This window comes from Brachyspira pulli, from assembly GCF_036997785.1.
Taxonomy (GTDB): domain Bacteria; phylum Spirochaetota; class Brachyspiria; order Brachyspirales; family Brachyspiraceae; genus Brachyspira; species Brachyspira pulli.
Genome location: NZ_JAWLQI010000005.1, coordinates 79,801 through 86,300, shown reverse-complemented (window position 1 = coordinate 86,300; position 6,500 = coordinate 79,801). Strand labels below are relative to the sequence as shown.

The following is a 6,500-nucleotide window of genomic DNA, read 5'->3' as shown; positions in this document are numbered from 1 at the left end:
TGACAAAATATAGTTGTTTAGGTATATACTGAAAATTTTTAAGTTTGTCAATTTTTTATTGTTCTTTTTCCCGCCGCAAAAAGAACCAAAAAGTGCAAGTGTAAAAATTAGTACTAAATCATACTAAAAATGTCTTACATGTAATATAATTTATTAAATTAAAGTCCAAATGTAGTCTTTTTGCTTCTTTGGGGCACCAAAAGAAGTGGTGGCTTGCGTAAGCACGCAGAGCGGTGGGCAAAGCCCCAGATATAAAATTAAAAATATAAATTTATTTTTGACAAAATATAGTTGTTTAGGTATATACTGAAAATTTTTAAGTTTGTCAATTGATGCACTTTATGTAAATTTTATCTACTTTTTTGCCGCACACGCTCTGCGGACTTCGTCAAAGTAGATATATCCTCGATAAACTCGGATACGCTTCGCGAAAACGCAATTGCTAGAACTTTATATTTTAAGAATATGCATTAAATATGGTATAAACCCTAGTTTTAGGTCAAAAATGCAGTTGTTTTGGTTCTTTTATACCAATACCGAAAGGTACCTTGCCTACGGCACGCAGAGCGTCGGTAAAAGAACTGGGGGCTACGAAGTACGCAGAGCGGTGGGCAAAGCCCTGCAGATATTTAAAATTTAAAAAAATTATTTTTGACAAAATATAGTTGTTTAGGTATATACCGAAAATTTTTAATTATCCCTTATAAAATGCAACTCTTTTCTTCTTGAATTTTGGCAGTATATTTTTATTTAGAAGTATTAAATAGAATACAAAGCATAATACTATCATAAATGCCAATATTAAAGCACCTTTTATATTAATATTATTGTCATTTTCATATTCTTTCTTTGATGAAACAGATGCCTCTGTCCCTGAATTTTCTGCTTCTTCATCTTTAATTATTTTAATTATCTTTTCATTTTTACTGCTGTCTAAATAGCCGAAAGTTTTAGCATAAGATAATATATACTCTTTATCAGTTTTTAATCTTTCTATATTACTTGTAATTTGTACTTTCTTTCTGTTTAATTCTTCTAATCTTTTTTTCTTATCTTCTATAATAGTCTTTTTTGAATCCAATGTGAGAAAACCTTTAGGACTAAAAACAAACACATATACGGTAAAAGCAATACATGCTAATACTATACAATAGAATATTTTAGAACTAATTCTTACATTAAAATACATAGACTTATAACCTTAATAAATATACAACTTATTATCGGGAAGTAATCTATTAAAATTAATTAAGTTATTTAAAGCATACATATAAACTTATATTATTATACAGTATTTTTTACATTTAAAACACTATATTTATTTACTAATTCTATGTTCCAAAATGTATTTACAGTATTTTTAAGAAAATTTTTATTGTGACTTACTATCAATAAAGCACAATTAAAGCTGATAAGAGCTTCCTCAAGCCTTTCTATAGAGTCTATATCAAGATGATTTGTAGGTTCATCTAATATTATTATATAAGGATTTTGTAATACAGATAAGCCAAGCATAATCTTTCTCATTTCTCCGGGACTATGATTTGATGAATTAATAACTGATTTTGGATTGCTTCCAAGTCTATTAACAAAACTCATTAAAAAACCTAATGATTCATAATCCAAAGACTTTATACTATTAAAAGTTTTATTCCATTCATCTCTATCAATATCTTGAGGAATATACACTATTTTTTCTATATTATTATTTTTCATAGTGCTTATTATATAATTAACCAAAGTAGTTTTTCCGCATCCATTCACACCTTGAATACCTATTTTACTGTCACGTTCTATTAAAAGTTCTGAATGCTTCAAAATTATATTGTTTATTACAGTTTTTTCGGACTCTGCTAAATAGAATAAAAACTTTCCTTTATATTTTTCTCCTATAAACTCCATATTTAAAACTTCTCTTTTCTTTATATATAGATTTTCTTTATCTGATACGCTTTTATTATATAAACTTTTAGCCTGTTTAGCTTTTGTAGCAAGTCTTGAATCTTTTCCTGTAAGTCTTGCTGCATCTACTTTTCCTTTAGCATCATGATCTTTTTTATCTATATTTCTTTTACTTCCGCATTTGCTTTTTTTGGTATCTGATTCATTTTGAAGTTTTTTATATCTATTTTCTAATATTTTAGTTTTCTTCTTACTTTCTTCATATAAGCTTATTTGATAGTCTTCTTCATTTCTTTCATATTCTCTGCATTGACTATAATTGCCTATTCTTAATTTACAATTTCCATTTCTAATAAATATGCATTTACTTACCAATTCATTAAGAAAATCTATATCATGGCTAATTATTATAACTATACATTCAAGTCTTTTTATAATATTTATAAGCATATCTTTACATTCATTATCTATATGATTAGTAGGTTCATCTAATACCAATATATCCGGATTAGTATAAAGTGCTGAAGCTATTTGAAGTCTTTTACGCTCTCCAAAACTTAAAGTATCAAATCTGTACAAATAACTGCAGTCTAATTTAAATATAGAAATTAAATATCCTGAATATGAACTGTCATCATAAAATAAATTTTCAGCATTATCCGGCAAAACTACACATTCCTGATTGCAATAAGCACTTATAACATTTTTATTTGAATAATCTATAGAACCGCTTGAAGGCTTTAATAAACCTGTTATTAATTTAGCTAATGTTGTTTTACCTGCACCATTCTCCCCTACTATAGCGGTACATGAATTATCTATATGAAAAGAAACATCATTTAATATATTATCCGAACTGTCATAAGAAAATGAAACTTTATTGAATTTTATAAACATATATCAACCCCTTAAAATAAATTTCATTAAGCTAAGATGCTTATTATTTTGGTTAATATACGTCTATCACATAAAATAATTATATAATCAAATATATAAATGTCAATTAATATTGTTTTTATGATTTAAAATTAAAATGGATTATTATCTTTATTATTTTGTAAATTGCTCAAAAGTTTTTCTATTATTAATACTAAAGTTTCTTTTTCTTTAACAGTCATATTTGAAAACATTATTGCATTATTTTTTCTAATATCTTCAAATACAATTTCTTTCAATTTCTTACTTTTAGGAGTGAGGTATATTTCTTTATATCTTTTATCATCTGCACTTATTTTTCTTTTTATGAATCCCTTTTTCTCCAACCTATATAATGTTCCAGCTATAGTTGGATTGCTTAAACCCAGAAATCCTTCTATATCCCTTTGATTTATAATTCTTTGCTCATTATGATATAGAAACATCAATATATCCATTTGAGATGATGTTAATTTATGTTTCTCTAAAAATCTATTAAACCTATTATCTAAAGTTGTATGCAATTCCTTAATTAACTTTCCAATAAAAATGTCTTCCATAAACCTCAATAACCCTCAACTTTTAATGTTGTAATTGTACTATTAATAGTATATAAATTTTTATACAAAAAACAAGAACTTTAAATTTATTAGTTCTCTAAATATGAGTAAGAGAATTTATATTGAGCAAAAGGAATATAAAATACATCTTTCAAATTCGGACTTTTTAATACGGCAGGTTCAAAATAAGCTATAGGTATTATAACTGCCTCATCTTCTATTAGAATTTTTTCAGCCTTATGTAATTCTCTCATTCTTATATTCTGATCTATAGTTTTTGAAGCTATGCTTATTGCCTCATCAAAAGCAGCATTTGTAAATAATGAATGGTTCTTATAGGAATAGCTTACAAACATACTTAAAAAAGTTGTAGGATCATTGTAGCTTCCTGTCCAGCTAGCAGCAGCCATAGTATAATTTCTTTCTGTTCTGAATGCATGTATGAAAGGAGCAAATTCCATTTGAGTAAGTTTTACATCTATTCCAAGATTAACTTTCCACATATTCTGAACCGCCTCAAACATAGGTATATCATTGCTGAAAGTAATAAAAAATTCTAATACTGGGAAATTCTCACCATTAGGATATCCAGCTTCAGCCATTAATCTTTTAGCCTCTGCAACATTCTTTTGATAATCTTCTCTATTAGTGCTTATATATTCCCCAGCATTATCTCTGAAATATCCTTCAACATCTGTAACACCCCAAGGAACTAAAGCACCAGCTGGTTTTCCTGATTTTAATACATTATCAACTATATAATTTCTGTCTATGGCAAGAGATAATGCCTTTCTTACCCTTTTATCTTTCAAAGTTTCATTAGTAGTATTCAAAGCATAATATTGAGTTCCTATTCTAGTAGCAATATCAATAAAACCTTCTTTCTTTAAAGTATCTATATCTTGATATGGAAATTGATCCGAAAAATGTAAAGAACCTTCTTTAACTCCGGCTACTGCAGAAGTAGGATTGTCCATAAGAACAAATTTTATTTTTTCAGCAACTATTGTATCTTTATTCCAATAATTAGTATTCTTAACTACTGTAATGCTTTGATCAGGCTTTCTCTCCTGTAAAATAAATGCCCCATTTCCTATACAAGTTTTAGGATTTCTAGTCCAATTATCAGGATCCTTTTCAACCATATCCTTTCTAACTGGAGAAAATACTGGAAGATTTACCAATTCCAAGAAATAAGCTGTAGGATATTCTAATTGTACCTCTAAAGTATAATCATCTATGGCCTTTATTCCAAATTCATCAACCGGCATATATCCGCCATTAACATTAGAAAAATTCAATATAGGCTCAAATAAATAACTAGGTTCGCTTGCTGTTTTAGGATCAACAACTCTCTTCCAAGAATATTCAAAATCAGCAGCAGTTAAAGGCTTTCCGTCTGACCATTTGCCATTAGTTCTTAAATGAAATATATATGTTAAGCCGTCTTCAGATATTTCCCAGCTCTCTGCCGCTCCGGGCTGAATGGCTATGTCTTTATATTTTGTAGTTAAACATTCAAATAAATGTGTTACATAAGTAGAACCTTGTAATGTTATATTTAATGCTGGGTCTATAGTTTTAGGTTCTCCTCCTAAATTAACGTATATTGTATTATCATCAATATTTTTCTTAGATGAACATGAAATAAAAAGAAAAACTAATATTAAAATAAAATAAAACTTTTTCATCGTACCCACCATTAGTATATTTTTTATTTGAAATTATATTTCATAATAAACTATTGTCAACTACAAATTAATTTTGTTATTAAAGATATATTTTAATATTCTATCTTTCCCTGCCTATAGGAAATAATTCACTTTTTGCATAACTCTCATAAAGATTCATTATCTCTAAAGTAAGACCTATTTCTATACAATCCTCATCTACATCAAATAATCCATTATGAGCATTATATACTATTCCCTTTTTTATATTCTTTGAACCTATATTAAAAAATGCTCCCGGCTTGTTCTGAATAAAAAATGAAAAATCTTCAGCTCCTAACGAAGGTATTAATTTTAAAACTTTTTTATCTCCAAGAAAATTAACAGCATTATCTCTCACTATATCAGCAGCATCTTTCCAATTAATAAGACTTGCAAAATAAACTAATTCTATAAACTCAGCATCTCCGTCAAATGAATTAGATACACATTTTATTAACTTTTTTATTCTGTTTTTTATTGTTAACATAACACTTTCTTTTAATGCTCTTATAGTTCCAGTTATCTCTACATAATCGCATATAATATTTGTGGCAGTTCCACCATTAATAGTTCCAATAGTAATAACGGCACTATCTTCAGCATTTACATTTCTGCTTATTATCGTTTGTAAATCATTTATTATTTTTGAAGATATAACAATAGCATCTACTCCATTTGCAGGATTTGCTCCGTGGGCACTTTTTCCATAAACTTTTATTTTAAAATCCAAACAGCTAGCATTAACTATATTATCATTTATTTGAATATATCCTATTTCAGTACTTGAAGAAACATGAAGCCCATATATTACATTAACATCTTCTAATGCATTCTTTTTTATCATCTGTAAAGCCCCGCCTACACTTTCTTCTGCAGGCTGAAATATTAATCTAACATTGCAAGGAGGAATTATTTTTTCATCACATTTACTTGAAAATATATATGCTATTCCAATATTTATTGCAGTATGAACATCATGTCCGCAAGCATGACACACTCCTTCATTCTTTGAAGCATAATCACAACACTTTAAATCATTAATAGGCAAAGCATCAATATCTGCCCTAAAAGCAACTGTAAAACTTTTATCCTTTCCTTCAATATCTGCTATAACTCCAGTACCTGCAACCTTTGTTCTATGCTTTATACCATTATGATATAATTGTTCAGATATAATATTCATAGTTCTATATTCCTGATTGGATAATTCAGGATATGAATGTATATCTCTGCGTATATCAATTAATTTTTGTTTTATAGATTTTATTCTTTTCTTTATTAAGTCTAATTCCTGCATAATTATTACCAAATATCAATTATATTTATAAAGTACTAATATAATTATTTTTTATTATTATTCAAGTTTATAATCAAGAAATATTGATAATTAACTTTTTTTATTATAAAATTA

5 protein-coding genes are annotated in these 6,500 nt (G+C 27.4%); all 5 read right to left on the bottom strand.

Annotated elements, in window-relative coordinates; genetic code table 11:
* Window positions 1-694: 694 nt before the first annotated feature.
* The 5 genes from R4K56_RS02520 to R4K56_RS02500 all read right to left on the bottom strand — a co-directional run bounded on the left by R4K56_RS02520 (window position 695) and on the right by R4K56_RS02500 (window position 6,386).
* The gene (locus tag R4K56_RS02520; protein WP_335770741.1) at window positions 695-1,189 is read right to left on the bottom strand and encodes an FtsB family cell division protein; all 495 of its coding nucleotides are present in this window, start codon (window positions 1,187-1,189) and stop codon (window positions 695-697) included.
* A gap of 95 nt (window positions 1,190-1,284) precedes the next feature.
* Window positions 1,285-2,799, bottom strand: coding sequence for a ribosomal protection-like ABC-F family protein (gene abc-f, locus R4K56_RS02515; protein ID WP_335772243.1), 1,515 nt, complete (start codon window positions 2,797-2,799; stop codon window positions 1,285-1,287).
* 131 nt (window positions 2,800-2,930) lie between these two features.
* Window positions 2,931-3,377, bottom strand: coding sequence for a MarR family winged helix-turn-helix transcriptional regulator (locus R4K56_RS02510; RefSeq protein ID WP_335772242.1), 447 nt, complete (start codon window positions 3,375-3,377; stop codon window positions 2,931-2,933).
* 89 nt (window positions 3,378-3,466) lie between these two features.
* Window positions 3,467-5,068 (bottom strand): peptide ABC transporter substrate-binding protein, encoded by a 1,602-nt coding sequence (locus tag R4K56_RS02505; protein ID WP_335772241.1) that lies wholly within the window; start codon window positions 5,066-5,068, stop codon window positions 3,467-3,469.
* A 100-nt stretch (window positions 5,069-5,168) separates the two neighbouring features.
* A complete protein-coding gene (locus tag R4K56_RS02500) occupies window positions 5,169-6,386 on the bottom strand; it encodes a M20 metallopeptidase family protein (RefSeq protein ID WP_335772240.1) in 1,218 nt (405 codons plus the stop codon).
* Window positions 6,387-6,500 lie beyond the last annotated feature (114 nt).

Excerpts from the sequence above, each read along its gene's own strand:
- R4K56_RS02520 (WP_335770741.1), bottom strand. The coding sequence starts at position 1,189 with ATGTATTTTAATGTAAGAATTAGTTCTAAAATATTCTATTGTATAGTA.
- abc-f (WP_335772243.1), bottom strand. The coding sequence starts at position 2,799 with ATGTTTATAAAATTCAATAAAGTTTCATTTTCTTATGACAGTTCGGAT.
- R4K56_RS02510 (WP_335772242.1), bottom strand. The coding sequence starts at position 3,377 with ATGGAAGACATTTTTATTGGAAAGTTAATTAAGGAATTGCATACAACT.
- R4K56_RS02505 (WP_335772241.1), bottom strand. The coding sequence starts at position 5,068 with ATGAAAAAGTTTTATTTTATTTTAATATTAGTTTTTCTTTTTATTTCA.
- R4K56_RS02500 (WP_335772240.1), bottom strand. The coding sequence starts at position 6,386 with ATGCAGGAATTAGACTTAATAAAGAAAAGAATAAAATCTATAAAACAA.